The 26,835-nt window shown below is 69.4% G+C and carries 21 protein-coding genes and 1 pseudogene; 8 read left to right on the top strand and 14 right to left on the bottom strand.

Translation table 11 applies throughout. The annotated features are described in order from the left end of the window. Nucleotides 1-4,010 (top strand): tetratricopeptide repeat protein (locus tag QHF89_RS41250; protein ID WP_342763985.1); only part of this gene is annotated, 4,010 nt, incomplete at its 5' end. A gap of 33 nt (nt 4,011-4,043) precedes the next feature. Here QHF89_RS41250 and QHF89_RS41245 read toward each other — a convergent pair. Then, the gene (locus QHF89_RS41245; protein ID WP_136971491.1) at nt 4,044-4,976 is read right to left on the bottom strand and encodes a lysophospholipid acyltransferase family protein; all 933 of its coding nucleotides are present in this window, start codon (nt 4,974-4,976) and stop codon (nt 4,044-4,046) included. A 98-nt stretch (nt 4,977-5,074) separates the two neighbouring features. Between QHF89_RS41245 and QHF89_RS41240 the strand changes: the two genes are divergently transcribed. Together QHF89_RS41240 and QHF89_RS41235 are read left to right on the top strand one after the other, a co-directional pair. After that, nucleotides 5,075-6,127 carry an NAD-dependent epimerase/dehydratase family protein gene (locus tag QHF89_RS41240; protein WP_232379889.1) on the top strand — a complete coding sequence of 351 codons (1,053 nt, stop codon included), beginning with the start codon at nt 5,075-5,077 and terminating at the stop codon, nt 6,125-6,127. A gap of 77 nt (nt 6,128-6,204) precedes the next feature. Further along, nucleotides 6,205-8,715, top strand: a complete 2,511-nt coding sequence (locus QHF89_RS41235) for a DUF5916 domain-containing protein (RefSeq protein ID WP_136971492.1) — start codon at nt 6,205-6,207, stop codon at nt 8,713-8,715. 334 nt (nt 8,716-9,049) lie between these two features. Here the strand turns inward: QHF89_RS41235 and QHF89_RS41230 are convergent, their stop codons facing one another. The 4 genes and pseudogenes from QHF89_RS41230 to QHF89_RS41215 all read right to left on the bottom strand — a co-directional run bounded on the left by QHF89_RS41230 (nt 9,050) and on the right by QHF89_RS41215 (nt 13,263). Further along, on the bottom strand, nt 9,050-10,630 hold the full coding sequence (locus QHF89_RS41230) for a hypothetical protein (protein WP_136971493.1): 1,581 nt from the start codon (nt 10,628-10,630) through the stop codon (nt 9,050-9,052). Between the two features lie 64 nt (nt 10,631-10,694). Next, nucleotides 10,695-10,880, bottom strand: a pseudogene (locus QHF89_RS41225) (Rdx family protein); the annotation flags it as partial. A 104-nt stretch (nt 10,881-10,984) separates the two neighbouring features. Next, on the bottom strand, nt 10,985-12,361 hold the full coding sequence (locus QHF89_RS41220; protein WP_136971495.1) for a hypothetical protein: 1,377 nt from the start codon (nt 12,359-12,361) through the stop codon (nt 10,985-10,987). After that, the gene (locus QHF89_RS41215; protein WP_284721601.1) at nt 12,358-13,263 is read right to left on the bottom strand and encodes a lysophospholipid acyltransferase family protein; all 906 of its coding nucleotides are present in this window, start codon (nt 13,261-13,263) and stop codon (nt 12,358-12,360) included. Before QHF89_RS41215 ends, QHF89_RS41220 begins: the two co-directional genes overlap by 4 nt. 167 nt (nt 13,264-13,430) lie before the next feature. Between QHF89_RS41215 and QHF89_RS41210 the strand changes: the two genes are divergently transcribed. Then, complete coding sequence (locus QHF89_RS41210; protein ID WP_136971496.1) at nt 13,431-13,913, top strand: hypothetical protein; 483 nt, start codon at nt 13,431-13,433, stop codon at nt 13,911-13,913. Between the two features lie 2 nt (nt 13,914-13,915). On the opposite strand, the gene QHF89_RS41205 is transcribed toward QHF89_RS41210, so the two are convergent. Then, nucleotides 13,916-14,542 carry a DUF192 domain-containing protein gene (locus QHF89_RS41205; protein ID WP_136971497.1) on the bottom strand — a complete coding sequence of 209 codons (627 nt, stop codon included), beginning with the start codon at nt 14,540-14,542 and terminating at the stop codon, nt 13,916-13,918. Nucleotides 14,543-14,620: 78 nt separating this feature from the next. On the opposite strand from QHF89_RS41205, the gene QHF89_RS41200 reads away from it, so the two are divergent. The 3 genes from QHF89_RS41200 to QHF89_RS41190 all read left to right on the top strand — a co-directional run bounded on the left by QHF89_RS41200 (nt 14,621) and on the right by QHF89_RS41190 (nt 17,682). Continuing rightward, nucleotides 14,621-15,448, top strand: coding sequence for a peptidylprolyl isomerase (locus tag QHF89_RS41200; protein ID WP_136933364.1), 828 nt, complete (start codon nt 14,621-14,623; stop codon nt 15,446-15,448). Between the two features lie 66 nt (nt 15,449-15,514). Next, nucleotides 15,515-16,066, top strand: a complete 552-nt coding sequence (locus QHF89_RS41195; protein ID WP_136971498.1) for a hypothetical protein — start codon at nt 15,515-15,517, stop codon at nt 16,064-16,066. Continuing rightward, a complete protein-coding gene (locus QHF89_RS41190; protein WP_136933366.1) occupies nt 16,057-17,682 on the top strand; it encodes a putative metal-binding motif-containing protein in 1,626 nt (541 codons plus the stop codon). The genes QHF89_RS41195 and QHF89_RS41190 overlap by 10 nt, the downstream gene beginning before the upstream one ends. An 843-nt stretch (nt 17,683-18,525) precedes the next feature. Here the strand turns inward: QHF89_RS41190 and QHF89_RS41185 are convergent. From QHF89_RS41185 to truD, 8 genes are all read right to left on the bottom strand, one after another. Continuing rightward, nucleotides 18,526-19,485 (bottom strand): hydroxymethylglutaryl-CoA lyase, encoded by a 960-nt coding sequence (locus tag QHF89_RS41185; protein WP_136971499.1) that lies wholly within the window; start codon nt 19,483-19,485, stop codon nt 18,526-18,528. Nucleotides 19,486-19,545: 60 nt separating this feature from the next. Continuing rightward, a complete protein-coding gene (gene purF / locus QHF89_RS41180; RefSeq protein ID WP_136971500.1) occupies nt 19,546-21,009 on the bottom strand; it encodes an amidophosphoribosyltransferase in 1,464 nt (487 codons plus the stop codon). A 114-nt stretch (nt 21,010-21,123) separates the two neighbouring features. After that, complete coding sequence (locus tag QHF89_RS41175) at nt 21,124-21,849, bottom strand: cytochrome c3 family protein (RefSeq protein WP_136971501.1); 726 nt, start codon at nt 21,847-21,849, stop codon at nt 21,124-21,126. Between the two features lie 74 nt (nt 21,850-21,923). Continuing rightward, nucleotides 21,924-22,394: a cyclic nucleotide-binding domain-containing protein gene (locus tag QHF89_RS41170; RefSeq protein ID WP_136933370.1), complete on the bottom strand. Its 471-nt coding sequence runs from the start codon at nt 22,392-22,394 to the stop codon at nt 21,924-21,926. Nucleotides 22,395-22,455: 61 nt separating this feature from the next. Further along, entirely contained in the window at nt 22,456-23,379 is a 924-nt protein-coding gene (locus tag QHF89_RS41165) for an energy transducer TonB (RefSeq protein WP_284721600.1), read from the bottom strand. Nucleotides 23,380-23,455: 76 nt separating this feature from the next. Further along, nucleotides 23,456-23,917 carry an ExbD/TolR family protein gene (locus tag QHF89_RS41160; RefSeq protein ID WP_136933371.1) on the bottom strand — a complete coding sequence of 154 codons (462 nt, stop codon included), beginning with the start codon at nt 23,915-23,917 and terminating at the stop codon, nt 23,456-23,458. Continuing rightward, the gene (locus tag QHF89_RS41155; protein ID WP_136933372.1) at nt 23,917-24,726 is read right to left on the bottom strand and encodes a MotA/TolQ/ExbB proton channel family protein; all 810 of its coding nucleotides are present in this window, start codon (nt 24,724-24,726) and stop codon (nt 23,917-23,919) included. The genes QHF89_RS41160 and QHF89_RS41155 overlap by 1 nt, the downstream gene beginning before the upstream one ends. Before the next feature lie 98 nt (nt 24,727-24,824). Beyond that, nucleotides 24,825-25,928 carry a tRNA pseudouridine(13) synthase TruD gene (gene truD / locus QHF89_RS41150; RefSeq protein WP_136971502.1) on the bottom strand — a complete coding sequence of 368 codons (1,104 nt, stop codon included), beginning with the start codon at nt 25,926-25,928 and terminating at the stop codon, nt 24,825-24,827. Between the two features lie 116 nt (nt 25,929-26,044). Here truD and QHF89_RS41145 point away from each other — a divergent pair, with 116 nt between their 5' ends. Then, nucleotides 26,045-26,800 (top strand): SUMF1/EgtB/PvdO family nonheme iron enzyme, encoded by a 756-nt coding sequence (locus tag QHF89_RS41145; RefSeq protein WP_284721599.1) that lies wholly within the window; start codon nt 26,045-26,047, stop codon nt 26,798-26,800. The last annotated feature ends 35 nt before the right edge of the window (nt 26,801-26,835 follow it).

Here is a 26,835-nt window from a genome sequence, read left to right as displayed (position 1 = left end):
CGCAGTCCGTGTCCGCCGCGCAGCCCTCGCAACCGCCCGCAGCCGCGCAGCCCGCGCAGCCCCCGCAATCTGCGCAACCCGCGCAGCCCCCGGCGGCCGCGCCCGCGGCGGCGCCCGCGTCCGAGGGGCGCGCGCCCTCGCCTTCGGTCGTCGCGATGCAAGCGCAGGCGGCGGTGCCGGCGGGGGATGTGCACGCGCTCCTGGAGGAGGCTTCGGCCGAGGCGCAGAAGGGCCGCAAGCCGCAGGCGTACACGAAGTACCGCGAGGCGCTGAAGATCGATCCGGCGAACGCCGAGGCGCTCTCGTGGGTCGAGGAGTACCTGCGGCAGAAGCGTATGTTCGCGGATCTCCGCGACGTGTTGCTCGCGGCGTCGCGCGTGCCGACGGTCTCGCCCGAGACGCGCAAGGCGCAGCTCCGCGACGTGGCCGGCATGTGCGAGTCGCAGCTTCGCGACATCGACACGGCGATCGCGGCGTGGAAGCAGCTCTGCCAGATCGATCGCGGCGACGAGCAGGCGCGTGATCAGCTCCGCAGGTTGCTCGAGCGCGCGACGAAGTGGGACGACCTCGCGACCGTGCTCGAGCAGGACGCGATGAGCACGCCCGACACGGAGCAGAAGCTCGCGATCGAGAAGAAGCTCGCGGGCCTGCACGAGGCGAAGCGCAAGGATCCGGTGGCCGCGGCCGAGGTGTGGACGCGGATCGCGTCGCTCGTGCCGGAGGACGAGGCCGCCGTGAACACGGCCGTCAAGCTCTACGAGAAGGGCGAGCGGCTCGACCTCGCGGCGCAGGCCATCGCGGACAACATGAGCGGGTTCACGGACCCGAACACGCGCGCCGGGCTCTTGCAAAAGCTCGGCGAGCTGCGGCTCAAGCTGAACGATGCCGGCGCCGCGGGCGACGCGTTTGCCGAGGCCGCGGAGCTCGGCAAGCAGGCGAAGATTTGGGAGCAGGCCGAGAAGGCGTACACGGCTGCGGGCCGCATCGCCGATGCGGCGAACGCGATCGAGCAGCGCGCCGAGCTCGCCGATGGCAAGCAACAAGCGACGCTGCTCGCGCAGGCGGCGGATCTCTTCGCCAAGGCGGGGGATGCGCCGGGCGCAGTGATCCGGCTGGAGCGCGCCGCCGAGATCGATCCGACGAACGACGCGTACGTGCAGGCCCTCGAGGAGCAATACCGCGCGGCCGGGCGGCTGCCGGATCTCGTGCACCTCTTGCTCGGGCGCGCGGAAAAACTCTCCGATCGCGGCAAGCGCGTGGCGTCGCGGCGCGCGGCGGCCGAGGTGCAGCGCTCGCTCGGTGACAACGAGGGCGCGCGTGAGAGCCTCTTGCTCGTGCTGTCCGACGGCGACGACGAGGGCGCGCTCGCGCTGCTCGTCGAGGACGCGGCGCAGCGCGGCGATCACCAGGAGTGCGTGGAGCTGCTCCGGAGGCTCGGCGGGATCACGAAGGCGCCGGCCGACAAACTCAACCACGCGCTGCGTGAGGCGAGCATCCTGGCCGAGGGGCTCGACGACGTGGACGGCGCGATCGAGCGGTACGAGGGGATCCTGAAGTCGCTCGATCCCAAGAGCCGCGTCGCGCTCGCGGCGATCGCGAATCTCGAAGAGCGGCGGAACAACCCGCAAGGCGCGGCCGCGGCGCTCGAACGCGAGGTCGTGCTCGCCGAGGGCGAGCAGAAGGTCGAGCTCGCGCAGCGCCTCGCGCAGATTTACGAGGGCCAGCTCTCCGATCCGCGCGGCGCGATCCGCGCGCTCGAGATCGTGCACGCGGCCGACGCGGAGGACTTCGACGCGATTGGCCGCCTCGAGCGGCTCTGCGCCGAGGTCGAGGACTGGCCGCGCGTCGCGCACTTCCTGCAGATCCTCATCGAGGTCGAGGGCGACGAGGAGGAGCTCTCCCGCATGACCCGGCGGGTCGCGGACATCCTCTTCGACAGACTCGGCCGCGGCGACGAGGCGCTCGCGGCGCTCGACAAGGTCGCCGAGACGGGCGACGAGCCGTGCCGACGCGCGTACGTCGAGCTCGGCGACAAACTCGGGTGGAAGGGGCTCGTCGCGTCGAAGCTCGTCTCGTGGAACGAGTCGGGGTCGGGCCCGGCCCGGAACGAGGCGCTCCGCGGCGCGTTCGAACGGTTCGTCGAGGTCGGGCGTGAAGCGGACGCGGCGCGCGTGGCCATGGAGCTCGCGCGCTCGCGCGGCGCCGATCGCGGGCTCGCCGAGCAGCTCGAGCAGCTCGCGATCAAGCTGAAGGATCTCGACGCCCTCGGCGTCGCGCACGACTTGCTCGCGAAGGACGTCTCGGGCGCGGGCCGCGCGGCCGAGATGGTCCGGCAGGCCGAGGTGCAGATCGCCGCCTCCGTGCCCGCGAACGAGGCCATCCAACACGGCGAGGGCGCGCTGGCCAGCGTCCCGCCGGGCGAGGTCGAGCCCTTGCTCGCGCGGCTCGCGGCGCTCGCGCCCGACGTCACGCAGATCATCGACGTGTACGAGCGTCAGGTCGGGCGTTGCCGTTTGCCGGCGGATCGGCTCACGGCGCTCGCGCGCGCGGCGCAGGTCGCCGCCGAGCGTGGCGCGAACGATCGCGCGCGCAGCTTCTTCGAGCTCGCGCTCAGCGCGGGCGTCCAGGAAGAGACGCTCGGCGCGCTCGAAGCGGCGGCGGCCGCGGGCGACGAGCGCGCGGGCGGCACGGGCCTGCGCCGCATCCTGGCCGAGGCTCTCGCCGGCGGCGGCCAGGGCTCGCGCGACGGCGGGCGCACGAAGAGCGCGCTCCTCCGGCGCGCCGCGACGATCGCGCACCGCGCGCTCGGCGACGTCGAGCGCGCCTTCAAATGGATCGGCGACGCGATCGTCACGCATGTCGACGACGCTTCGCTCGACGCGCTCGAAGCGCTCGGCCGTGAGCTCAATGATCTGCCGCGCGTCGAGGCCACGCTCACGCGTGCGCTCGAAGAGGTCTTCGACGGCCCGCTCGTCCGCAAGCTCCTGCAGCGCCGCGCGCGCCTCCGCCGCGACGCGCTGAACGACAAGAAGGGCGCGGGCGTCGACTTCAAGAAGCTCCACGACCTGTCGCCTGCCGATCAGGACGTGATGAACGAGCTCTCGAACCTGCTCATCGAGCTCGGTGATCACCGCGGCATGATCCAGCTCTACGAGGATCAGATCCTCCGCGGCCGTGATCCCGCCGTCCGCGCCGAGCTCGCGCGCAAGGTCGCGCGGATCTGGGAGGAAGAGCTCGGCGACGCGCGCGAGTCGGCCGACGCCTGGCGCCGTGTCCTGCGCATGAAGGCCGGCGACGCCGAGGCGACTGCGGGCCTCGAGCGCGCCAAGACCGGCAAGCTCAAGCGTACGCCGCCGCGCTCGACGATGGCCTCGGTGCCGCCGACCGCCGGCGCAGGGCCCTCTGCGCCGCCGCCCGCGTACACCCGTACGTCCACGCCGCCGCCGCCCGCGTACGCCCGTGCGTCCACGCCGCCGCCGCCCGCGTACGCGGCTCCGTCGGTCCCGCCGCCCGCCGCGGTCCCGACGCCGTCTGCGCCGCCGCCTGCGGTCGCGACGCCGTCGACGCCTCCGGCGTGGCAGGCCCCGACCGACAACGAGCCGACGCCCCTCGCGCCTGCGGCGGATCTGCCTGCGCCTCCGGCGATGGTCGCGCCTCCGGCGTACGTCCAGGCCGAGCAAGCCCCTGCGTACGTCGATCCGCACGCGCAGCAGCAGGCGTACGCGCAGCAGCCCGCGCAGACGCCGGAGGCGTACGCGCAGCAGCAGGCGTACGCGGCGTACTACGCGCAGCAGCAGGCGTACGCGCAGCAGCAGGCCGCGCAGCAGCAGCCCGCGCAGACGCCGGAAGAGGCGTACGCGCAGCAGCAGGCGTACGCGGCGTACTACGCGCAGCAGCAGGCGTACGCGCAGCAGCAGCAGGCGTACGCGCAGCAGGCGCAGCCGCCCGCCGCGCAGCCGGCTCCGGGCGAAGAGCTCGAAGAGGCCGAGCTGCTCGACGACGAATCCTGATCCACGTGAGGGGGCGGTCCCGCCGCCCCTGCCTCACCAGAAGACCGACTTCCGCTCCTTCAGCCCGCGGTTCAGCATCGACTGGATGGTCGCCTTCACGCGGAGGACCTTCTCCTCGATGATCGCGTCGTCGTCGTCGGGATCGCCGTCGAAGCGCATGGGCTCGCCGAACGAGAGCCTGTAGCGCGTGGGCAAGGGGAGGACTCCGCCGGGCAAGAGGAGCTGCGGCAGGATCGGGAAGCTCGGCAAGTGCAGCGTCTTCGCCACGCGGTGGAGGTTGCCGAGCGAGACGTACTGCTCCTCGGCGCCGATGACGGCCACGGGCACGATCGGCGTGTTCGTCTCGAGCGCGAGGCGCATGAAGCCGAGCCCGAAGTCCGTGAGCTTGTAGCGCTCGGCGAACGTCTTCGTCACGCCACGCACGCCCTCGGGGAACACGAGGATCGCCTCGCCGAGCTCGAGCAGCCGCCGCGCGTTCTCGGGCACGCCGACGACCTGCCCCACGCGCGAGAAGAACGTCGAGACGAACGGCAACGTCTGCGACCACTTCTCCACCATGCTCCGCACGATGCGCGGCGGTTCCGCGTCGAGGAACATCGAGGCCGCGATGATCACGCCGTCCATCGGGATCTGCCCCGAGTGGTTCGCGATGAGCAGCACGCGCGACGCGGGCACGCGCTCGATCCCGCTGACGATCGTGCGGAAGTAGAAACGGTGGAAGAACGCCGCGCCGCCGATCGCGTACTTCGCCCAGGAAGGATCGAGCCCGAAGGGATCGACGCCGCCGCCGCCCAAGGGGATCGGCACGCGACGCAGGCGCTCTTCGAAGTCACGACCGAGCAGCTTGATGCCGAGCTCGTCGATTCCGTCTCGGGCGACGCCGAAGGCCGAGCGCGCGACCGGCAGGGCCTCGCGTGTCGTGAAGGTCGAGAGCCTGCCGAGGGTGCGCGCTGCTCCATCCAGCATGCATGCGAACGTAGCAAACCGAGTGCATCGCAGCACGACGCGAAGTGCTTGACGTGACGTGCTCCCGAGCTTCACGGTGAACGTTGGGGATTGGGGGGATGCGTGTGACGAACGGGGGAGGCGAGGCGATACTCGTCGCGCCGCGGCTCACGATGCGGCCGCCGCGCAGGGCGAGCGTGAGCGTGGATGTGGACTCTTCGCGCGAGCCGAGCGTGGAGAGTGATCGTTCGCATTTGCCGGTGCTCATCACGGGCATCTGCGGGCGGCTCGGGCGCAGGCTCGCTCGGCACTTGCATCGCGAGCGGCCGGTGATCGGCATCGATCGTCGATCGTTTGAAGACAAACCAAAGGACATCGTCCACCACCAGGTCGACATCCGCCGCAAGAAGACGCAGGACGTCTTCCGCCACGAGCGCATCGCCGCGGTCGTGCACCTCGGCGTCATGCACGATCCGCGCGTGGACCAGGCCGAGCACCACAGTTGGAACGTCGTCGGCCTGCAGCGCCTGCTCGAGTACGTCGCGCACTACGACGTCCCCAAGCTCGTCGTGCTCTCGAGCGCCAACGTCTACGGCCCGCGCCCGGACAACCCCCAGTTCCTCACGGAGGACGCGCCGCTGCTCGGCGGCGCTTCGTTCAGCGAGATCCGCGACCTCATCGAGGTCGACATGCTCGCGCAGTCGTTCTTCTGGAAGAGGCCACGCACCGAGACCGTGATCCTCCGGCCGGTCCACATCCTCGGCGCCGTGCGAAACGCGCCTTCCAACTACCTGCGCCTTCCCGTCATCCCCACGTTGCTCGGCTTCGATCCGATGGTGCAGGTCATCCACCAGGACGACGTCGTCAGCGCCATCGCGCGCGCGCTCATGCCCGGCGCGCGCGGCATCTACAACATCGCGGGCCCGCCACCTTTGCCCTTGTCGCGCCTCGTCGGCATGACCGGACGCACGCGCGTCGCCGTTCCCCACGGGATCGCGCAGGGCGTCGTCCGTAAGCTCTGGCAGTACCGGGCCACCTCGTTCCCCGCGCCCGAGATCGATCACATCCGTTACGTGTGCATGGTCGACGATACGCGCGCGCGCACCGATCTCGACTACGCGCACAGACACGACATCACGCAGACCGTCGCCGCGATCGACGACGTCTTCTGAGGCGCCGCGGATGCGTGCACGCTTCCGTCGTTCGTCCGGGGGTCACGCGGTGGTACGCTCGGCGTCCATCTCCCGCCATGTCTCTCTTGCCCGCGCTCCTCGCGGTGACCACCCAGGCGGCCACGCCGCACCTCACCGCGACGCGTGTCTCCACGCCGCCGGTCCTCGACGGCCGCCTCGACGAGCTCGCCTGGAAGCACGCCAAGGGCAGCGACGCCTTCACGCAGAAGCTCCCCACGCCCGGCGAGAAGCCGCGCCACCGCACGCTCGTGCGCGTCGTGTACGACGACGAGGCCGTCTACGTCGGCATCGACTGCGAGCAGACGAACGACGAGATCATCGCGCGCCTCACGCGGCGTGACAGGCAGGTCGAGGCCGACGCCGTCACGGTCACGCTCGACACGCGCGGCGATGGCAGGAGCGCGCTCGAGTTCGAGGTCAACGCGGCCGGCGTCCTCTCCGACGCGCTCCGCTTCAACGACACCGAGCTCTCGCGCGAGTGGGACGAGATCTGGGACGCGCGCACCACGCGCACCACGCACGGCTGGTCGGCCGAGTTCAAGATCCCGCTCCGCATCCTGCGCTTTCGTGATCTGCCCTCGCAGAGCTTTGGCCTGCAGGTCCGGCGCCGCGTATCGATGCTGCAGGAGGTCGACGAGTGGACGTTCATCCCTCGCGACGCGGGCGGCGAGGTGTCGCGGTACGGCAAGCTCGACGGCCTCTCCGGCCTCCGGCCCAAGGCCTCGCTCGAGCTCCGCCCCTTCCTCGTCGGCGCCCTCCGCTACAGCGAGAGCGAGGCCGAGATCCGCGGCGCGAGCGTCTTCCCTGCGGGCTCGGCGGGGCTCGATCTCAAGTGGCATCCTTCGCAGAGCCTCACGCTCGACGCCACGATCTTTCCGGACTTCGGCCAGGTCGAGGCCGATCAGGTCATCCTCAACCTCAGCAACTTCGAGCGGTTTTTCCCGGAGCGCAGGCCGTTTTTCCTGGAGGGTGCGGACAACCTCGCGACGCCCTTCAAGCTCGTCTACACGCGCAGGATCGGCCGCGCGCCGGGCATGCCGGCCGTACGGGACGACGAGGAGACCGTGGGCTCGTCGTCCCCGGCCACGGTGTACGCCGCAGCAAAACTCTCGGGCGAGCTCGCGGAGGGCGTGTCGGCGTTCGAGCTGCTCGGCGTCACCGCGCCCGTCCTCGTGAACGTGAAGCGCGCCGACGGCAGCTTCGCCTCGCGTGTCGCCGAGCCCCTTGCCGCGTTCAAGGTCCTCCGGCTCCGCAAGGATTTCGGCTCGCGCGCCTCGCTCGGCTTCATGGCCACCGCGAAGAGCCGCTTCGAAACACCGACCGTGTACCCCACCGTCGCGCCCGCTCCCGGCAGCGGCCGTGCGCGCGTGCTTTGCCCGAAGGAACAGGTCGTCGCGCACGGCGCTCGTTGCTTCCACGACGCCTACGTCGCAGGTGTCGACGGCCGCTTTCGTTCGCCGGGCGGCGACTACGTGATCAGCGGACAAGCCGTCGCCTCGCTCGTGCACGACGGCCCGCCGCGCACGCTGCCCGACGGCACCGTCCTCTCCTCCGGCGACATCGGCCCTGCGGTGCAGGCGCGTGTCGCGAAGGAGGGCGGCAAGCACTGGACCTTCAACACCGAGTACGCCGGGCATGGCCGCAAGGTCGACTACAACGACGTCGGTTACATGCAGCGGCAGAACCTCCACGCGTTCACCGCGTCCGTCGGCTACCGGACGCTCGATCCGTGGTGGGTGACGCTCGAAACGCAGACGACCATCGACGTGGTCGAGCGCGACACGCTCGACTGGCTCACGCAGGAGCGCATGCTCTTGCTCGGCAACTACACGCGCTGGGCGAACTTCTGGGAGAGCTTCGCCGGGATCCACGCCAAACCCTCGCGGTTCGACGATCGCGAGGTCGGTGACGGCACCGCGCTCGAACGCGCGCCCCTCTTCGGCGGCGAGCTCTGGATCGCGACCGACGGCCGGCGCGTCGTCAACGGCGAGGCGTGGGTGATGGTGCAGGGCATCGAGACCGGCCTCAACGTGGAGGCCGACGGCCGCTTGTCCCTGCGCATCCTGCCGCAGCTCGATCTCGATCTGATCCCGACCTTCCTCTACACGCGCGGCGAGCCGCGCTACGTCACGACGATCGGCGCGGGCCACGTCTTCGGCCGGCTGCGGGCGCAGAGCCTCGGGCTCACGATGCGCGCGACGTACACATTCTCGCCGCGGCTCTCGCTGCAGGCCTATGCGCAGGCCTTCCTCGAAGCGCAGAGCTTCCACGACCTCACCCTCTCGAAGGCGCGCGGGGCGGGTCGGGTCGCGCGCCTCGCGGAGCTCTCGCCGCTCGGGACGCCGCTCGACGACGATCCGGACTGGGAAGGCGGCTCGATCAACGCGAACATCGTCCTGCGCTGGGAGTACCGGCTCGGCTCGACCTTGTTCCTCGTCTACACGCACGCGCAAGGCGACGGACGCGTGCCCCTCGCCCGCCGCGGCGCGGGCTTCGACTTCGGCTGGCTCGGCCCGCGCGCCTCCGAAGAAACCTTGCTGGCCAAACTATCGTACTGGTGGGGCTAGCTTCCACAGGCGCCCCGCACCCGGGGCGCTGCCCCGGACCCCGCGGGGGGCTGTCCGCCCCCTCGACCCCGGACCAGCCAGGGGCTGGACCCAGGATCGATGAACTGCGCGATGCGCAGTTCATCGAACAGGCCCGGTCAAGACCTGCAGCGGCATTGCCAACCAAGACAGCCGCGCTGCTGGTTCGATTGGCAACCCGGCTTCTTCGTCGGCCTGTTTGAAAAACTGCGCGGAGCGCAGTTTTTCAACCCTGGGTCCAGCGCCTCGCTGGTCCGGGGTGCAGGGGGCGGACAGCCCCCTGCTGGGGCCTGGGGCAACGCCCCAGCGCTACGTCTCAGAGCCCCGTGCAGGCCGTGGGCGTCGGGTTCGCCTTGCAGTACGCGGCATCGTTCGGCGCGCCCACGATGAGCATCGCGTCTTGCGACACGAGCCGTGGGCGCGCGTTCGTCACGGCCTTGCACGTCTTGCCGTCGGACGTCTGCGGCTCGGCCAGCGCGCACACGCCGGCCTCGTTCGGCACGCTCCACGCCTGCCCCGTCGGATAGACGAGGTTCATCGAGTACTGCCCTTCCGGCAGGCAGCCGTAGACGATGTCGAACGGGCGGCCGAAGCGCGCCGCGAGGCTCTGCTTCAAGGCCTCCTCGTCGGCGATGATCGCTGTCCCGTCCGCGGCCGTCTTGCGGCTCAGCACGAACACGCCCTTCTTCGACGGATCGACCGGATCGATGCACAACGCGGCCGGCCGCACTGCGACCGTCACCTCGGGCTCGGCTGATTGGAACGGCGGCACCGGGTTCATCGGGTCCGGCATCGCGGGCGGCAGCTTCGTCGACGTGAGCAGGAGGTTCTTGAGGAGCGTCAGGCCCTGCATGATCACGCGCGGCCGCGACTGCGTCTCGATGCGCTTGTCGTTTGCGAGCCGGGGCGCGTTGATCTTCGAGAAGACCGAGGTTGGGTAGAGCTGCGGCACGTTCACCGACTCGACCACGTGATCCTCGTTGTTGAGCAGGCCGTCGCCGTTCACGTCCTCGACCGCCATGTAGAGCGTCGCCGCCGGGTTCTTCACGGGCAGGAAAAACGGCGTGAGCGCGGCTGCGTCGACCTCGGTCGGATCCACGCCGGCCGTGAGCGTGATGCGGATGAACGACGTGTCGGTCGGCGGGAACGTCGCGAACTCGAAGTCCGACGGCACCACCACCTTGCGCGGGTCCGTGTTGCCCGCGACGCTGTCGGCCACGGCCGACGGGTAAAACACGGGGCGTTCGAGCGGGAGCACCTGCCCGAGCGTCACGCCCACGCCGAGCACGCGCACGCCGACGGCCGGGATCACGAGGTTTCCGTTCCCGTCGGGCTCGCCGATGTTGACCTCCGTGTACCGCGGCGCCGCGCCCATGAGCACCTCGGCGGCGTTGTCGATCGCGCCGCCGCCCACGTCGCCGGCCGTCGGCAGGTTCGAGATGGAGAAGGCCGGGTTGAAGTCGCCGTCGCGATCGTAGAACCCGCGGAACTGGTACGTCCCGCCGCTCAGCGGCGCGATCGTCCACGTCCCGCTCGCGGTGACGTTGGGCGCCGAGGCGTCGGGGCAGCGGAGCTTGCCGTCCTTGTCGAAGACGAGTTTGTCGCGGATGCTCGCGAAGAGCACATCGCCCGGGATCGCGTCGAGGCTCGCGGCGCCCGTGCCGAGGCCCGAGGGCGGCGGCAGGAGGCGCTTGTCGAACGCGAGCACGAGGGCCGCGCCGACGACGTGGCCCTTCTCCGTGCACGGCGGCGGACCCGTGTAGGTCAGCGTTCCTTCGACGACGCCCGCCGGACCGCTGAACCCGGGGATATCCGGGACGAAGGTGTCGGGGTCACCGCACCCGGCGGCGAGCGCGAGGAGCAGGGCAGGGAAGGGAAGCGCGAGGGAGCGGCGCATCCGAGATAGGGGACCTCATCGACGCACGGCCGTCAAGCCGCGCCCCGTTTGTCGCTCGCGGTGTTCAGCCCGTCGCGCGCTTCGACATGGCGTCGAGCACCTCCTGGAGCTCGGGGAACCGGCCTGCCGACTGCTTCGAGAAGATCAACTCGCCGTCGACGATCACGTCGAACTGACTGGGCTTTCCGATCTCGAGTTTGCTGTCGACGTCGAACGCATCCTTGATGGCGGCCGCGAAACTCACGGCCCGGGGCTTGTAGTTTCAAACGTGGCAGTACTTGATCACGACGTTCATGGACGCCTCCTCGGAAATTCATGGAGGCCGGCGCGGCCGAGCGCAAGGGGCGGGGCGCTTCACGCCGAGGGGCGTTCGTCCCGCGCGAGCCAGAGAGCAAGGGCGACCGTGAACACGAGGGCCGCGGCGGCCGCGATGGCGTTTTCCGTGCGCTTCGCGCGTGAACGTGCGCGCGGCTTGTCGCGTGGGCTCTCCGCCGCGGGACGAACCTCGGGCTTTCCCGTGGGGGCCGAGAGCGTGCCGGGCGCGCCGTCCGCGGGCAGATCCTCGCGATCGAAGAGCGCGTCCTCGGCGAGCGCGCGTCGCACGTCCCGATCGAGCCAGTGCGAGATCCACAAGCGTTTCCCTTCGGGCATCCCCATCCCGCGGCGGAGCTCGGGCGCCATGGCGCGCGCCACGTCCTCCGGTTTCGCCTCGAAATCGTGCAGGAGGCGCGCCGATGCGGGCGGATCTTTCCACACGTACCGCGAGGACCCGACGAGCACGAGGTGCGTGCGGCGCGCAGGCGTGCGCGGCGGCTTGAACGCGAGATCCGCGGAGAACTTCCAGCCCTCGTCCGTCCGCGGGAACTGCCGCGCCCGCAGGATCTTCACGACACACGTCGCGAACGCGCGTGTCGCCTCTTCGCCCTTCTCGCTCGGAGAGCGCAGCGACGCCGTGTCGCCCTTCGGCCGGATCGAAGCCTCGATCGTCACCTTCGTGGCCTCGCCGGGGCGGCGCTCCAGGAACGTCTCGTAGCAGTCGAGCAAGGGGCCACTGCGCGCCCGCAGCACACGCGCGATCGCATCGCTGCTCGGCGCGACGGCCTTCGGCTCGGCGCGCACCGACTCCACCACGAGCGGGATCGCCGCGCCTTCCTGGGCTTCGTCCACGGGTGGCTCCGCGCGCGGCGGCTCGCGGCGCGCGACGATCACGCGCGGCGCATCAAACGAGACGTGCGCGGCCGGCGTCATGATCTCGAGAGGGCCTCCCGGCGGCGTGACCACGTCGAGCACGGCGAACGAAAAATTCCGATCGACGTAGCCTTTCGTCCACGCCGCGTCGAAGGGCTGCTCCCCCGCGGAGGGGGCGACGACGAAGCCCGAGAGCGTCGATCGATCGAGCACCCACGCCGCCGGAGGCGCCGGCGCGCGGCCGCGGGTGCGTCGCTCGTACGGCTCGACGAGCGTGTGCACGAGCGCCGCGAGATCGAGCTTGGGCAGCGGCTCGATCGTCGGCGTGCTCGGCGTCGGCAGGCCCATGAGCACGCGCGGCGCGGCGGGCGCGAGGCGCGCGGCGAAGAGCACGTGCTGCCGCCCGCTCGCCTCGTCGTGGCTCACGATCAGGTAGTCCTCGTGCACCACCGGCGAAGGCGTCGCGCCGCCTAGGGCGACGGCGCCGGCCGGGGATACGAGCGCCCCGATCGAGAGCGCGACGAGCGGGCCGAGCGCCTTCATGAGGCCGGAAACCAGCCGTGGCGCCCTTGCTGCTTCAGATCGTTCATCGTCCGCTGCATCGCGCTCCGTACACGTTCGAAGAGGTCCTCCACCGCCTCGGGATCATCGGCGGCGGAGGGCGGCAGATCGGTGTGGATCGGCGCGAGGATACGCGTGTGGATCTTCACGGGCGGAGGCAGGTGCGGCAGCGGGATGCCGGCGATGAGCCCCCAGGGCAACGCCACGCCGATCGGCGCCACGTTCGATCGCGCGAGCAGCGGCAGCCGGAGCGCCTCCGCGATGCGTCGCCCGTCGGTCCAGATGTAGAGCGAGTGATGCGCGCCCACGCTCACCACGGGCACGATCGGGACCTGGTGCCGCAGCGCCGTGCGCACGAAGCCGCGGCGCTTGCCGAACTCGATCTCGTACCTTCGCGAGAACGGCTTGCACGCGTCGATGTCGCCGCCCGGGAACACGAGCACCGCCGCGCCACGATCGAGCGCGCGCGCCGCGTTCTCGGGGCTCGCCGCGATCGCGCCCGCGGCGTTCAGCCACGCGCCCGCGCCGGGGAAGCGGAACGGCACGTCGTGCATGAGCCCGTACGAGATCCGATCGGGCGAGTAAAGCCTCCAGAACGCGAGCATGTGACAGAACATGTCCGGCGTTCCGGTCATCGCGTTGTGGTTGCCGACCACGAGCGCAGGCCCGTCCGTGAACGGCGCTTCGAGCTCCGTCTCGGCGCGGAAGTAGTGGTCGTAGAACATCCCCAGGAGCGGCATCGCGCGCTTGATGAAGTGCGGATCACGGCTCGCGAGATCGTTCGGGCGCACGGTCACGCGCGCCTTCTCCGCGAGCGCGGCGAGCCCGTCTTTCAGCACGTCGACGGAAGGGACTGGCTCGTGTGGAACGACGAAAGCAACCACGCATTCCTCGTATACCGAAACCAACAAAAGCGTGCCAAGCCCCGCGCCCTGTTGGGGGCTCGAAAGGCGTCGCGCGCCTCGCCCCTTCGTCCTTTTTTCCTCGAATTCATGCGACGATAGGTCGTCGATACCCCGGCGCCGCGCCCCATCGCGCGGCAGGAGGAGACATGATGTCCGCGCGTTCGATCTTCGTCATCGCTTGCTCGTTTCTCGCGCTCAACGTGTTCGCTTGCGCCACAGGCTCGACCGGCGGCGTCGGCGGCGGAGGCGGCGAGGGAGGCGATGACTGGGGAGGTCAAGGACCCAGCTCGAGCTCGAGCAGCAGCAGCAGCGGTTCGGGCGGCAGCGGCGGCAGCGGCGGCGGCGTCCCCATGACCACCTGCGACATGAACTCGAGCGACTGCTCCACGTGCTCGACGTGTTCGCGCGAGACCGGTCTCTGCACGTCCGAGTACGCGGCCTGCGCCGACAGCTTCGATTGTGGCGACTTCATCACGTGCATCGACGGGTGCGCGAGCGGCGATACGGCCTGTTACACGAGCTGCGAGACGGCCTATCCGACCGGGTACAGCATCTTCAACGACTACGCCTCGTGCGTGATCTGCAACGACTGCTACGTGCTCTGCGACGGCGCGGGCTCCTGCAGCTAGCGCTAGATCCCTTCGAGACGCACCTTCTGGCCGGCGCGCACCCCGTGCCGCCGGCAGTACCCCGCGTTCACCTCGATCACGTACCGCGACGCGCACGGCACCGAGAACGTCGAGTCGTTCATCGTCGGCGCGTTCTCCTCGATCCCCACGATCGTCCCGTCGTCGTCGACGAAGAGCATGTCGAGCGGGATGCACGTGTTGTGCATCCAGAACTGGTGCACCTCGCGCCGCTCGAAGACGAAGATCATCCCGCGCGTCTCGTCCATCTGCTTGCGGTACATGAGCCCGCGGGCGCGATCGTGCTCCCGCTGCGCGATCTCCACGGTGACCGCCTCGTCCTTCGCGTCGACGAACACCACCTTGCCCTCGCGCAGCAAGGGCGGCTTCGCGAGATCGTCCGGCGGGCACGCCGGATCGGCGCCCGTCCGCGCCAGCGTGCGCTTGGGTTTGTCTTCGGTCGGGTGGATGCACCGCGCCTTGGCGTTGTGATTCTCCAGAGCCTCGGGTCCTTGCACGATCGGCGCGGGGCGCGCGTCTCGTGAGGGCGGCACGGGCTCCTCGACGCGCGGCTCGCAGGCGACGATCAGAAACCCGAGCGACAGGGCGACGGAGAGCTTCGTGGCGGGCATGGCTCGTGCCCCTTCGTAGCACGATGCGCGCCCGCGCTTGACCTTCGCCGCGCCTCGCCGCAAGGAGAAACATCTCCTATGAAACTTCCCTCGCTCCAAGGTCCTCGTTTCGCCGCGTTCACCGCGGCTTCTGCCCTGGTCGTCGCCGCCTTCGCGAGCGGCTGTGAGTCGAGCCCGCCCGAGCCCACGGCCGCGCCCGATCGCAAGCCCGAGGCGCAGACGCAGGCGAAGGACACGAACGGCCTCCTGACCGAGAAGACCTCGCGGCCGCGCATCCAGCTCCCGAAGCCCACGAAGAAGAAGGTCTCGGCCAAGCCCGTCGCCGAGGTCAAGCCGAGCGAGGACGACCCGGTCAAGGGCAAGTGGACCCTCGCCGACGCCACGAAGGGCCTGCCCGAGGGCAAAGCGCTCACGGCGACCCTCGAGACGGACCAGGGCACCCTCGAGTGCGCGCTCTTCGACGACAAATCCCCCATCACCGTCGCCAACTTCGTCGGCCTCGCGCGCGGCGTTCGCCCGTGGAAGACGCCCGAGGGCAAGTGGGAGAAGAAGCCGGCCTACGACGGGACGATCTTCCACCGCATCATCAAGGGCTTCATGATCCAGGGCGGCGACGCCAAGAAGAACGGCACGGGCGAGGCCGGGTACGTCATCCCCGACGAGGTATGGGAGGACGCGAACCACGATCGTCCGGGCCTCCTCTGCATGGCGAACCGCGGGCCGAACACGAACAGCGCGCAGTTCTTCATCACGGACGAGGCAGCCTTCCACCTCGACGGCGGCTACACGATCTTCGGCGAATGCGCCCCCGTGGACGTCGTCCACAAGATCGCCTCCGTTCCCACAGTCCGCGAGAAGCCGGAGACCGCGCCCGTCATCAAGAAGGTCACCATCACCCGGAAGTGATCTTTTCTGCGCGATCTCCCCCTCGTCCTCGCAGCACGCGCAAAAAAATTCGGTTACCCTTCGGGCATGCAGAAGCGGCTTATCTTGGTGGCCGCCGCGCTTGGCCTCGTCGTCCCGGCCGCGGGTCTCGGCGGGTGCGGCAGCTCGATCGTGCGAGAGACCGAAGGCCAAGGCGGGGGCGGCGGCGAGGGCGGGGATTCGTCGAGCAGCACCTCGACAGGCCCCATCTGGGATGCAGGCAAGGACGCCTTCGACGAGTACATCGATCCCGGCTGTCCCTCCACGCCGCCACCCCTCGAAGACTTCCAGTGTGATCCCTTCGATCAACTGAACAGCGGCTGCTTCCCCGGCGAAGGCTGCTTCATCTTCGTCTCGTACCCGAGCGAGCCCTGCGGCCAAGAGGTCTACGGCGCATTCTGCTCGCCCGCAGGCTCCGGCGTGCAAGGCGATCCGTGCGGCAGCGGCTCGGGCCTCTGGTGCGCAGGAGGGTTCGCCTGCGTCGTGACCGGATCAGGCACCCAGTGCGTGCAGCTCTGTCCGCTCGATGGCAACGACGGCTGCCCATCCGGGCTCGTCTGCGAGCCCATCGACGTCGAAGGATTCGGCGGATGCCTGTGAAGCGTTTGCGGAAGGCGCAGGGCGGTCGAAGCCTGCTCGGACTCTCGCTCGCCGCACTCTCGGGCACCCTCGTGGCCGCAGGGATCGTGGCAGGCGGCTGCGGCGCGCGCACGCCGCTCGACGTGGGCCCGCCCCAGCCCCCGTGTTTCGTCGACTCGGATTGCCCCGGTCACAAGAACCTCTGCGAGCCCGTCTACTGCGATCTCGCAGCAGGCGCCGAAGCAGGGGCTCCGCGGAACGGCGGGCTCTGCGTCGACCTGCCGCCCGTCACCTGCGACGACAACGATCCCTGCACGGACGACGCATGCGTCCCGAAGACAGGGCAGTGCACCTACGAGATCGCGACACGCGACAACGACGGCGACGGCTTCCGCGGCCCGCGGCCCGGGACACTCCCAGGCGATCCCAACGCGTGCGGCGACGACTGCGACGACAAGAGCGATCTCGCATATCCAGGCGGCACCGAGGTCTGCGACGGCGTCGACAACGACTGCAACGGGATCGTCGACGACGGCGCGACATACATCCCGCTGCTGAACGAGCCCATCCGCCTCTCCGGCGACATCGCGCCCGCAGGCCCCGGCGGCATCGCGTGGAGCGGCTCCTCGTACGCAGCCGCCTACACAGGCACGATCTCCGGCTTCTCGATGCGCCTGAACATGCTCGCGCCGACAGGCCTGCCGCTCGGCCCCGAGTCGCCGATCGTCTTCCAGAACGGCGACAACGCCGGCGGCCCGATCGTATGGGTCGGCGATCGCTACGGCATCGCATGGCAAGATCGTCGCAGCGGCGACTACGAGGTGTACTTCACGCTGCTCGACGAAGCCGGCGCGAAGGTCCTCCCCGACACGCGTCTCTCCTTCGCCGAAGGCTTCTCGATCAACGTCTCCCTCGGCTGGACCGGCGGAGAGTTCATCGTCGCATGGCAAGACGAGCGGGAAGGTCTCTTCGACCTCTACGCGCAGCGCCTGACCATCGACGGCGCGCCCATCGGCGGGAACGTCAAGCTCACGCAAGCCTTCAACGTAGGCAACGAAGCGCCACAAATGGCCGCCGGCCTCTCGTCGATCGGCGTCGGCTGGGCACCCGGCGACGCCCTCCAGCACTTCATCCAGTTCCAGGTCTTCAACCAGGACCTGACGCCACGCTCCCAAGCCGTATCCCTGACAGACGGCTTCTCCGACTCGGTCTACCCCACCGTCGTCTGGAACCAGAACCAGTACGTGATCGCCTGGTTCGACCGAACGGCAAACCCCAAAGCCATCTACGGCGCCGTCGTCGACGAGGACGGGAACATCCTCGTCCCCCCCAAACCCCTCACGAACCCCGGCTCCTTCCGCTCACGCTACCCAAGCCTCAAAGCCCTCGGCGATCGCGTCCTGCTCGTCTACGCCGACGACCGAGACCAAAACGACGGCTACGAGCTCTACGCCCTCATGCTCGACCAGGAACTCAAACCCTCCGGCCCCGAGCAACGCGTGACCTTCGCCAAGCGCGACAGCATCTACCCCATCGCCACCTTCGGCCCCGACGGCAACGTCGGCATCCTCTTCCGCGACGACCGCGAAGGCGAACAACACGTGTTCTTCACACGCCTCGGCTGCATCGTCCCGTAGGCGCGAGGCCCTGGGCCGTTGCGCTGGGGCGTTGCCCCAGACCCCAGCAGGGGCTATCCGCCCCTGCACCCGGACCAGCCAGGGGCTGGACCCAGGGTCGATGAACTGCGCGATGCGCAGTTCATCGAAGGGACAGGGGAAGACCGGCGACGATGTTGCCCGTCGAGGTCGCAGCGTTGGTGGTTCCACCAGCAACGGTGCCTGTTGCCGGCCTGCACCCGAGCGGTGAGCCGTGGCCGTTGCGTCGCGGCATGCTCGACAGGGGACATCGGCTCTCGTCCTCGTTGGTTCGACGGCGCCGACAAGTCACGTCGTCGTGCGTGGGACATCGGGCACGAGCCGAACAAGGTTCGTCCGCGCGACAGGGCAAGTGTCTCGCCGCCGAACACGTGGGGACGCGTGTTCCCGGGGGAAGGTCGAGCCCGAAGACACGGGCCGGCGGCGCCCGAGGGGCCTCGACGCGCTGCCGAGCACGCACCTTCCGCCGTCGAAGGCGCTTGTCACGGGCGAGGACCGGCCAGAGCCCAGGCCAACGTCAGGAGGGCGGGCAACGCCCCACGGTCGGTCCCCCACCGCGGACACCTGCCGCGCTGCTAAACACGCGCTGTCGACACCCAAGGGCACGTGTCCGCCGCGCCAACGCGCCCCCCAGCCACGATACCAGCGCCACTCTCGTGGCCGGCAACGTCGTCGCCCGCCTTCCCCTGCCGTGTCTCGATGAACTGCGCGCATCGCGCAGTTCATCGACCCCGTGTCCAGCGCTTGCGCTGGTCCGGGTCCAGGGGCGGATAGCCCCGGTGGGGCCTGGGGCAACGCCCCAGCGCAACGCCGCCAGGAAGAACCTCAGCTCGGCCGCCTCCGGAAGGCGCCTGCTTTGTGCACCTTGCCCGGCAACGGACGCCCGAGCACCCGCTCGGCCACGTTGCCTGCTTCGAGGAGTTGGTCGAGGTCGATCCCTGTCTCGATCCCCATCCCTTGCAGCATGTACACGAGGTCTTCCGTCGCCACGTTTCCTGCGGCGCCTGGCGCGTAGGGGCAACCTCCGAGACCTCCGACCGACGCGTCGAAATCTCGCACCCCGAGCTCGAGACCTACCAGGATGTTCGCCAGGGCCGTCCCGCGTGTGTCGTGCAGGTGCAGCGCGAACTGATCCACCCGCATCGCGTCGAGACATCGCAGCACGATGTCGCGTGTCTGCTTCGGTGTCCCCACGCCGATCGTGTCGCCCAGGGATACCTGGTAGCAGCCGAGCTCGAGGAGCTTCTTCGTGATCTCCACGCTCCGCTCGGCGGACACCGGGCCCTCGTACGGACATCCCCACACGGTCGACACGTACCCGCGCACGCGTAGACCTGCTTCGATCGCGGGTGGCACGATCTCCGAGAACACGCCCAGCGTTCGGTCGATCGACTTGTTGATGTTCTTCTGGTTGTGCGTCTCGCTCGCGCTCATGAAGACCGCGATCTCGGTGAGCCCTGTGGCGAGCGCGCGCTCCAGGCCTTTTGCGTTTGGACAGAGCGCGCTGAACGTCACGCCCTCGGGCGGGCGCATCCCGCGTGCCAGCTCCTCGGCGTCGGCGAGCTGCGGCACCCACTTCGGCGACACGAAGCTCGTGATCTCCAGCCGCTTCACGCCGGACGCGACGAGCGCTGCGACGAGCTGCTTCTTCGCTTCGAGGGGCACCACGACTGCCTCGTTTTGCAGGCCGTCGCGTGGGCTCACCTCGTAGATCGACACCCGATCGGGCGTGTGGGCGAACAGATCGGGCGGGGCGGCGCTCGGGCTCGAGGGGCGATCCGTCATGGGGTGACCATTGTTCGGCATGCGCGCGCATCGTCAACGCACCGCGCGCGCGCCGTGATCTTAGCCGTGGACGAGCCTCAGATGCCGCGATTTCGGGCTCGGCGAGAAGGGCACCGGGTAGGTGCCCGAGAAGCACGCGGCGCAGTAGCCGTTCTCGGCCGCCTCCCCGCTCTTCGTCGAGGGCGGAGGGCTCGCGGATGCCGCTTGCTCGATGGTGCGCACCGACGTCACGAGCCCTTCGAGCGACAGGTATCCGAGCGAGTCGGCTGTCACGTACTTGCAGATTTCGTCGAGGGTGTGCGTCGCGGCGATCAGCTCCGCGCGTGTCGGCGTGTCGATCCCGTAGAAGCAGGGCCATCGTGTTGGCGGGCTCGAGATCCGGAGGTGGACCTCGCGTGCCCCGGCGTCGCGCACCATCTTCACGATCTTTCGGCTCGTCGTGCCCCGGACGATCGAGTCGTCCACGACCACCACGCGTTTGTTCGCGAGTGCGGCGCGGTTCGGGGAGAGCTTCAGCCGCACCCCGAAGTGGCGGATCGACTGCTGCGGCTCGATGAACGTCCGGCCCACGTAATGGCTGCGGATGAGGCCCATCTCGAACGGCGCGCCTGCGCGCTCGGCGAAGCCGATCGCCGCGGGCACCCCGGAGTCGGGCACGGGCACCACGACGACGTCGCCGGTGTCGCTCCCGCCGGGGACGGGCACCTCTTCGGCGAGCTTGCGGCCGAGCGCTTTGCGCACCTCGTACACGCTCGCGCCTTCGATGAGCGAGTCGGGGCGCGCGAAGTACACGTGCTCGAAGATGCAGAGCTTGCGCGTGCGCGGCGCGAAGGGCCGGAGCGAGCGCGTCCCGGTTGCGTCCACGATCAGCATCTCGCCCGGCTCGAGGTCGCGCACGTACGTCGCGCCGATCAGATCGAACGCCGTGGGCTCGCTGGCGACCACGATCGCCTCGGCATCTCCGTGCGTGAGGCGCCCCATGCAGAGCGGGCGAAAGCCCATCGGATCCCGCACGGCGATGAGCTCACGCTCCGTGAGGAACAGGATCGAGTAGGCGCCTTCGACCTGCCCGAGCGCCTCGGCGACGCGGCTTTCCACGGTCGCCTGCGTGCTCGCGGCGATGAGGTGGACGATCACCTCCGTGTCGCTCGCGCTCTGGAAGATGCTCCCGCGCGCCTCCAGCCGATCCTTCAGCGCCTCGAAGTTCGTCAGGTTGCCGTTGTGCCCGACGGCGATCGATCCGCGCGCGTAGTCCACGGCGAACGGCTGTGCGTTGCGGATGTGCGAGCCGCCGGCGGTCGAGTACCGCACGTGGCCGATCGCTCGGTCGCCGCGCAGCGCTGCGAGATCCGTCGGGGAGAAGCCTGCTTGCACGAGGCCCATCGACCTGTGCGGCGTGAGCCGCTCGCCGTCGCTCGTGACGATCCCCGCCGCCTCTTGACCTCGGTGCTGCAGCGCGTGCAGCCCGAGGTACGTGATGTTGGCGGCCTCGGGGTGGCCATAGATGCCGAACACACCGCACATGCGGCGTCTCTTTAGTACGAAAGCAGGAGCCGGCCACGCGAGGTGGCCTTTGCGGGGCGGGGAGGGGTGGAGAGGGCGGAAAGGCGAGGAGAAAACCTCGCTTGCGGGCGAGCGCTACTTCTTCGCGATGCCCCAGACCTTCGTGATGATGTCGCCCTCGAAGGGGTCACCGTGGCACGTGCCGCACTCCATGTCCTTCTTGTCGGCGCGCGTGAGCTTGTCCTCGTACTGCTCGTCCATGAAGGTCTCGAGGGCCTTCTTGTCGGCGTGGTTGAGGACGTGCTCGTTGCCGTCGTGGCACGAGTCGCAGAAGAGCGCGCCGCCCTTCTCGTCGCGCAGCCCGACGACGAAGTTCTTCCACATGCCGCGCGTGATCTTGATCTTGCGCGTCTCGGCCTTGAAGTCGCCCTCGACGTGGCAGCCGTTGCAGTCCTTGTAGCCGAGCGCCTTCTGGAAGAGCGGCATCAGCTTCTTCTTCTGCGCGAGGCCGATCTTCGGCAGGTCCTGGAGCTTGTCCGGGGCGAGGCCGATCTTCTTGATGTCCTCGAGAAGCTGGCTCTGCCGGAGGTTCGTCGACGGCTTGCCCGCCGCGGCCGGCGGCGTGGCGGCCGTCCCGCCCGTGCCCGTGTCCGCGGGCTTCGCGTCGCCCGGCTTCGCGTCGCCGCCTTCGGGCTTCGCGTCCGTGGCGCCGCCCGGATCGGCGGGCTTGTCGGTCGAGGACCCGTCCGTCTTCTGATCGTTGGCGGTGTCGGGCGGAGGCGTCGAACCGCCGCCGCAGGCCGCGGCGACGCCCGACAGGGCAAGAGCAAAAACGAGGGCGAGGTGCTTCGTGGCTACCATGGTGTCTCGGCCAGACACTACACGACCCGCCTCGCAGGACGGAAGTCCAAGGCGCGAAACCCGCGCCGGCGCCGTCAGAATTTGCCGGTGACGGTGAGGAACGTGAGCTTGTCGTTCGTCTCGCGGAGCCGTTGCGTCAGCATCCGGACGAAACTCCAGAGCACCTCGTAGGCGAGGTCCTTGTGCAAAAACAGGAGGTCCTCGAAGGCGTCCTTCGGCACCGTGAGCAGGCGGCATCGCTCGTGGACACGGGCGTCGGCGGAGCGCGGCGCCTCGTCGAGAAGGCTCATCTCGCCGAACACCGAGCCCGGGCCGAGCACCGCGAGCGCCTCCTCGCCCATGCCCGGCACCTCGCGGCTGATGCGCACCTTGCCTTCGAGGATGATGTAGAGCTTGTCGCCCGGATCTCCGTGCTGGAAGATCTTCGTCCCGAGCGCGTGGGACTCTTCGTTGGCGACGCGCGAGATCAGCTCGAGCGCCTGGGTGGTGAGCCCCTCGAAGAGGGGCACCTTGCTGAGCTTTTCGATGCGTTCGGCGACGTCCACGGGTGCGCCGAGGATAATGAGGCGCCGCGCGGAAAGGAAGCGCGGCCGCGGGCGATGAACGTCAGCGGGTGAAGCGCACGCGGATCGGCGGGGTCGCGGCCACCATCGGCGTCCCGGTCCGGTCGAGCGCGGGCGTGTAACGCCGTGACAGGGCGCAGAGGCGCGCGGCGCGGCCGAAGCCGTAGCCCGGATCGTTCACGACCTTCACGGATTGCGGCGAACCATCCCCCCGCACCGTCACGATGATCGACACGACGGCCTGATCGATCTGTTCGGCGTCGGCCTCGGGCGGGAAGGGACAATCCCAGGCGGAGCTGCCGACGAGGCCCGCGGCCTTCGACAGATCCGGCCCCGTGGGCGCCGGCGGCGGCCCGCCTTTGCCCGTGCCGGTGCCGCCTTCTTTCCCGTCGAGCGAGGCGGCCTTGTTGTACGTCGGGGTTTTGCCGGTCCCCTGCGCGCTCACCATCCCGTAACTCGGGCCGCTCCCCTCGCCGCTCACGAAGCCTTGCCCGGTCATGTCCACGGGCTCTTCTTCGTCCGGCTCCTGCGTGAGCACCTTCGCGGCTTGCGAGGGCGGCGGCGGCGGACTGTTGTCGGGGACCTCTTCTTCTGGCGCCTTCTCGGCCTTCGCCTGGGGCACGGGCGGCGGGGCTTCGGGCTCGGGCTCCGGCTCCGGGGGTTTTTCCTCGGGCTTCGGCTTGTCTTCGTTCTTCGGCGTCAGGTCGATGTCGTACTCGGTCCAGAAGAACTCGTGCAGACCTTGACGCATCTCGCCGACCGCGCGGCGCATGTCGAAGAGGGCCGTCATCGCCTGCGCGGAGGCGTAGCCGTGCGAGAGCAGCGCGAGCACGAGCCCGATCACCGTGCCCGTCTTCGCCGCGCGATCTCCGAGCGCGACGACGGGCGCGAGCGGATCACGGTCGCGCTCGGCGGTGTGGTGGAACGGGCCTCCCCCCATCACGACTCTGTTCGCCGCCGAGCTCATGATTGATGCATCTCCAAGGTTCTAACGTGGAGCTCCGCGTGGCCTGGCGGAGCCCCTCAAGTTCGAGCGAAAGCTATCACGGCGTCACGGGCGTGGGCGGCGGGGCTGGGGCCGCCTTGCCGTCTTCGGCGGGCACAGGCGTCACGCCGAAGGCGATCTTCGTGATTCCGGCTCGCTTCAGGAGATCGAGCGCGTGAAGCACGCGGCCGTGCTGGACCGTCTGCTCTGCGCGGATGACGGCGCGCAGATCGGGCGTCTTCGCCTGCGCCTCCTTCGCGAGCGGGAGCGCGGCATCGTCGTTCGGCAGCTTCTTGCCGTCGATGACCATGTCCCCGTTCGCGCGGAGTTCGACGCTGAAGACCATCTGCACTTCTTGCCCCGACGCGGCCTTCGGCAGGTCGAGCGGCAAGGCCTGCGACACGATGATCTTCGCCGTCACCATGAAGATGATCAGGAGCACGAGGGTGATGTCGACGAGGGGGGTGACGTTGATCCCCTCGACCATGTTCTCCTCGTTGTTGGAGCTCGACCCAGCCATCAGCCGTTCTCCTCGCTGGACTCGTCCTCGTCCTCGCCCTTCTTGGCGGCCTTCTTGTTCTGCGCGCCGTTCGTCTTCGCGGGCTTCGCCTCGGCCTTCCTGTTCGCGGACACGGCGAGGGCGATGTCCTCGACCGCCTCCTCGAGCGCGCTCTCCTTCTCACCATGCAGGTGCGCGAGCAGCACGCGCGTGAGCGCGTCGGTGTTCGCGATCGTCGAGCGGATGAGCCGCTGGAAGTAGTTGTTCGCGGCGACGGCCGGGATGGCGACCGCGAGGCCGACGGCCGTGGCGACGAGCGCCTCGGCGATGCTCGACATGACCTGCTGCGGCGCCATCGCCGCGGAGGCGGCCTGCGCGAGCGGCTTCTCGGCGGCCTTGCCGAGCGCGTCGAACGCGCCGACGACGCCGATGACGGTGCCGAAGAGGCCGATGAACGGAGCGTTGTTGCCGAGGGTGCCGAGGTAGGCGAGGCGCCGCTCGAGCTTCATGCGCTGGAGGGCGAGCGCGCCGGCCATCGCCTCTTCGGCGGCCTTCGGCCCGCGATCAGCCTCGACGAGGCCTGCCTTCACGACGGCCGCCTCGGCCGAGGGCGAGGCCTCCATGCGCTTCTGCGCGGCCTCGATCGAGTCCTTCAGCGCGTTCCGCAGATCCCGCGCCAGCACGACCACGTCGTCCCGCAGCGACCAGAAGAACCAGGCGCGCTCGAGGATGATCGCGACGCTCACCACGGAGAGCCCGATCATGAGCCACATGACCCAGGCAGCGCCGAAGCCGACCATGATGCGCTGCAGCCACTCGATGAGATTCATCTTCCGGTTGTGCCTTTCCGTCGTGGGCCGTTGCAGCCCTGGCTTTTGATCTGTTCACACGCCCTCTCGACGAGGCTCGAGGTGGGCGCGAAGGGGCGCTAAGCGGAACCCGAAGGCTCGGAGGAGGACTCGTCGCCTTCTTCGCCACTGTCCGCGTCGCTTTCGCGGAACGTCGCATCGGCGATCTGACAAGCGGTGGCGAGGACCGTTGTGGCGTAGCCACCCTTCGGTAGCACAAAAGAAACGGTGAGCCCGCCGGATGCGTCAATCGGACGCACCGAGAGATCAGCGACCATGAGCCGCAGGGGCCTTCGGGTGCCCTCGCCGAGGGCGCGGAAGGACTCGAGCCGGCTCGCGTCGGGCAGCACCGTGGCGAGCACCTCGCGCTCGATGTCCCGCGGCGCGCCCTCGGGCCAGCGCATCTTCGCGCCGAACATCGGCCCGGTCGGTGAGATGGCCCCAGCCTCGGCCCGCGCCTTCGCGTCGTCGAGGTCCCGCCCTTCCGCGGGCACGGCAAAGATCCCGCCAGAGTCGTGTTTCTTCGCGATGTCCCCCGGGAGCACGGCGGCCCACGTTCCGGCCGCCACGCGCCGCGCGAGCACGTCATTGAACAGGATCGACTGCAGGGCCGAGAACAAGAACCGCTGCTCGCGCCGGTCCCTCGGCCCGCGCTCCTCGCCGCGTAGCCAGGCGAGCGCCCGCGCCGGGTTCTGACCGTCGCGCCCGAACCGTTGCGGGCCAAACGAGTTCGGCACGCCCACACGGCCGGCCTCCGCGAGCCGCTCGCCGACGCGGGCGGCGTCGTCGCCGGCGAGACCTCGCAGCGTGATCGTGAACCGGTTTCCCACGAGGTGCCCCGGCTTCAGCTTGTTCCCGTGCCTGCTCGCGCCGAGGATCTCGACGCCCGGCAGCGACACCTGCGCGAGCTTCGCCTCCGCGTCCTCCGCGATCGGCACCTGGATCGAGATCGTCTGCGTGGTGATCGCGTGCCGGTCCTTCATCCCGGCGAAGCCCGTGCTGCGGGCGTCGGCGCCGAGGGCGCGGGAGAGGTCACGCACGACGTCGAGCGTGTTTTTTCCGGTCTTGCGCAGGGTGACGTAGAGGTGCTCGCCCTTGCCGCTCGGCGCGTACGCGGGGATCTCCTCGACGACGAAGTCCTCGGGGCTCGTACGGATCTTGGCGATCGGGAGGGGCGCCTGCATGGGCGGCAGAGGTTGACCGAAAACCGGGGCCCGTCCAAGCGGCCACGGCGCATTTGCCCCCGCCGGAAGCTTTCGGTATGAGTCGACGAGGCGGCTCGCTCGTCCTTCGTGGAACCATGAAGCCCATCGTCTTTTTCCACTCTCCGCGAGCTTTGGGCCTCGCGGCTGTCGCGCTCCTCGCGGCGACCTTGCCGGCGCCTTCGGAGGCGGAGGCCAAGGGCAAGAAGTGCCCCGAGGGCATGGTGAGCATCGCCGGCAAGTACTGCATCGACACGTACGAGGCGCACGTCGTCGAGATCGTCGGCAAAAACAAGGCGAAGGGGCACTCGCCGTACCAGTCCGTCGCGGGCCTGCGCGTGAAGGCCGTGAGCAAGAAGGGCAAGGCCCCGCAGGCGTACATCAGCCGCAATGAGGCCGAGGAGGCGTGCAAGAACGCGGGCAAACGGCTCTGCGTGGACGACGAGTGGATCGGCGCCTGCAAGGGCAAGAAGCCCACGACGTTCCCGTACGGGAGCGATCGCGTCTCCGGCAACTGCAACGACGGCGGGTATTCCTCGTTCAACGCGCTTTACGGCGTCGCCGGCGGCCCGCCACCGCAGGAGGCGTACACGTTCGCGAACATGAACGACGAGCGCCTCAACCAGATGAAGGGGACGCTCGCGAAGAGCGGCGCGTACAAGAAGTGCCGGTCGAGCTACGGCGCCTTCGACATGGTCGGCAACCTGCACGAGTGGACGGCCTCGAAGACGGGCACGTTCCGCGGCGGCTACTACCTCGACACGCACCAGAACGGCGACGGCTGCGACTACAAGACGACCGCGCACAACGCGCGCTACCACGACTACTCGACGGGCTTTCGCTGCTGCCAGTAGCAGGCTGCCGATAAGCTTGCTGCGCGCCCCGGCGC

Source organism: Polyangium sorediatum (genome assembly GCF_029946465.1).
Taxonomy (GTDB): domain Bacteria; phylum Myxococcota_A; class Polyangia; order Polyangiales; family Polyangiaceae; genus Polyangium; species Polyangium fumosum.
This window is presented reverse-complemented; position numbering and strand designations above follow the sequence as displayed.

Coding starts and splice junctions, on each gene's coding strand:
- QHF89_RS41240 (WP_232379889.1), top strand. CDS start 5,075: ATGCGTGTGACGAACGGGGGAGGCGAGGCGATACTCGTCGCGCCGCGG.
- QHF89_RS41175 (WP_136971501.1), bottom strand. CDS start 21,849: ATGGTAGCCACGAAGCACCTCGCCCTCGTTTTTGCTCTTGCCCTGTCG.
- QHF89_RS41165 (WP_284721600.1), bottom strand. CDS start 23,379: ATGAGCTCGGCGGCGAACAGAGTCGTGATGGGGGGAGGCCCGTTCCAC.
- QHF89_RS41205 (WP_136971497.1), bottom strand. CDS start 14,542: ATGCCCGCCACGAAGCTCTCCGTCGCCCTGTCGCTCGGGTTTCTGATC.
- QHF89_RS41245 (WP_136971491.1), bottom strand. CDS start 4,976: ATGCTGGATGGAGCAGCGCGCACCCTCGGCAGGCTCTCGACCTTCACG.
- truD (WP_136971502.1), bottom strand. CDS start 25,928: ATGCAGGCGCCCCTCCCGATCGCCAAGATCCGTACGAGCCCCGAGGAC.
- QHF89_RS41190 (WP_136933366.1), top strand. CDS start 16,057: ATGCCTGTGAAGCGTTTGCGGAAGGCGCAGGGCGGTCGAAGCCTGCTC.
- QHF89_RS41185 (WP_136971499.1), bottom strand. CDS start 19,485: ATGACGGATCGCCCCTCGAGCCCGAGCGCCGCCCCGCCCGATCTGTTC.
- QHF89_RS41155 (WP_136933372.1), bottom strand. CDS start 24,726: ATGAATCTCATCGAGTGGCTGCAGCGCATCATGGTCGGCTTCGGCGCT.
- QHF89_RS41200 (WP_136933364.1), top strand. CDS start 14,621: ATGAAACTTCCCTCGCTCCAAGGTCCTCGTTTCGCCGCGTTCACCGCG.
- QHF89_RS41160 (WP_136933371.1), bottom strand. CDS start 23,917: ATGGCTGGGTCGAGCTCCAACAACGAGGAGAACATGGTCGAGGGGATC.
- QHF89_RS41230 (WP_136971493.1), bottom strand. CDS start 10,630: ATGCGCCGCTCCCTCGCGCTTCCCTTCCCTGCCCTGCTCCTCGCGCTC.
- QHF89_RS41220 (WP_136971495.1), bottom strand. CDS start 12,361: ATGAAGGCGCTCGGCCCGCTCGTCGCGCTCTCGATCGGGGCGCTCGTA.
- QHF89_RS41145 (WP_284721599.1), top strand. CDS start 26,045: ATGAAGCCCATCGTCTTTTTCCACTCTCCGCGAGCTTTGGGCCTCGCG.
- purF (WP_136971500.1), bottom strand. CDS start 21,009: ATGTGCGGTGTGTTCGGCATCTATGGCCACCCCGAGGCCGCCAACATC.
- QHF89_RS41195 (WP_136971498.1), top strand. CDS start 15,515: ATGCAGAAGCGGCTTATCTTGGTGGCCGCCGCGCTTGGCCTCGTCGTC.
- QHF89_RS41235 (WP_136971492.1), top strand. CDS start 6,205: ATGTCTCTCTTGCCCGCGCTCCTCGCGGTGACCACCCAGGCGGCCACG.
- QHF89_RS41210 (WP_136971496.1), top strand. CDS start 13,431: ATGATGTCCGCGCGTTCGATCTTCGTCATCGCTTGCTCGTTTCTCGCG.